This window comes from Paramaledivibacter caminithermalis DSM 15212 (assembly GCF_900142245.1).
Taxonomy (GTDB): Bacteria; Bacillota; Clostridia; order Peptostreptococcales; family Caminicellaceae; genus Paramaledivibacter; species Paramaledivibacter caminithermalis.
Genome location: NZ_FRAG01000151.1, coordinates 1 through 1,122, shown reverse-complemented (window position 1 = coordinate 1,122; position 1,122 = coordinate 1). Strand labels below are relative to the sequence as shown.

Below are 1,122 nucleotides of genomic sequence, written 5' to 3'. Positions count from 1 at the left end.
TATGAAAAGGCAGTAGATAACACAATAGATTTAGTTAAGTGCTTAATGGAAAAGTATGATATCCCTTTAGATAGAGTTGTAAGACATTATGATGCCAGCAGAAAGATATGCCCAAGAAGCATGAGTGAAAATAACTGGGAGAAATGGTGGGAGTTTAAAGAGAGATTAAGTGAAAAAACAAAGGATGAACTAAATAAAGATTTAAAAGTTTTAACTAAAGTAGGAGTAATTAACTCGCCAGATTATTGGCTAGAAAATGCAGTCAAAGGAAAAACAGTCAAAGGTGAATATGTTGCTATATTAATTGAAAGAATAGCAAAATTTATTATTGAGAAAGAAGGTAGATAGAATGACTACAGAAACACTTGAGTATGTAATGAGTAGAGCATTATTAAAGGAACTTTTGAAAAAGAAATTAATAAATGAAGAGGAATTTAAAGAAATTGATAGATTAAATAAAAATATCTTTAATAAATAGGGTTTTGTATATGAGCCCCTATATTTTTTTTGTCTTTTTCTACATGTTCCCACACCGTAAATTACTTGCTTTGAGTGGGGTGTAGAGGTAACATACTACTACCTTAAAGAAAGGAGGCTAAGCATTTGAAAAAAGTAAGGACCATTCCAGCAAAAAATTATAAAGTGCATGACACTTCATTTAACAAATCAAAGCTTAAAGTATGCGCCTACTGCAGAGTCAGTACAGGAAGTAGTAAACAATCTGAGTCCTTTGAAACACAAACCACATACTATGAAAGATATATTAAAGACAATCCAAAATGGGAGTTTGCAGGCATATATGCTGATAAAGGAATTTCAGGTACAACTGCTGCCAAAAGAGTAGAGTTTAATAGGATGATTAAAGATTGTGAGAAAGGGAAAATTGATTTAATTATCACTAAATCCATCTCGAGATTTGCAAGAAACACAGCTGATTGTCTAGAAGTAGTAAGAACCCTAAAAGATCTTAATGTAGGAGTTTATTTTGAAAGAGAAAATATTAATACAATGGGTGCTGAAAGTGAGTTAATACTCAGCGTATTAAGTTCTATTGCTCAAGATGAGTCGAGGAATATGTCGGAAAACATTAAATGGGCAGTTCAGAAAAGATTTAAAGAAGGC

3 protein-coding genes are annotated in these 1,122 nt (G+C 31.9%); all 3 read left to right on the top strand.

Translation table 11 applies throughout. The features are described from left to right. Positions 1-348 (top strand): peptidoglycan recognition protein family protein (locus BUB36_RS19390; RefSeq protein ID WP_131821398.1); only part of this gene is annotated, 348 nt, incomplete at its 5' end. Position 349: 1 nt separating this feature from the next. After that, positions 350-478, top strand: coding sequence for an SHOCT domain-containing protein (locus BUB36_RS20485; protein WP_278247883.1), 129 nt, complete (start codon positions 350-352; stop codon positions 476-478). Positions 479-603: 125 nt separating this feature from the next. Beyond that, the coding region (locus BUB36_RS18985) for a recombinase family protein (RefSeq protein ID WP_131821396.1) at positions 604-1,122 on the top strand (519 nt) is incomplete at its 3' end.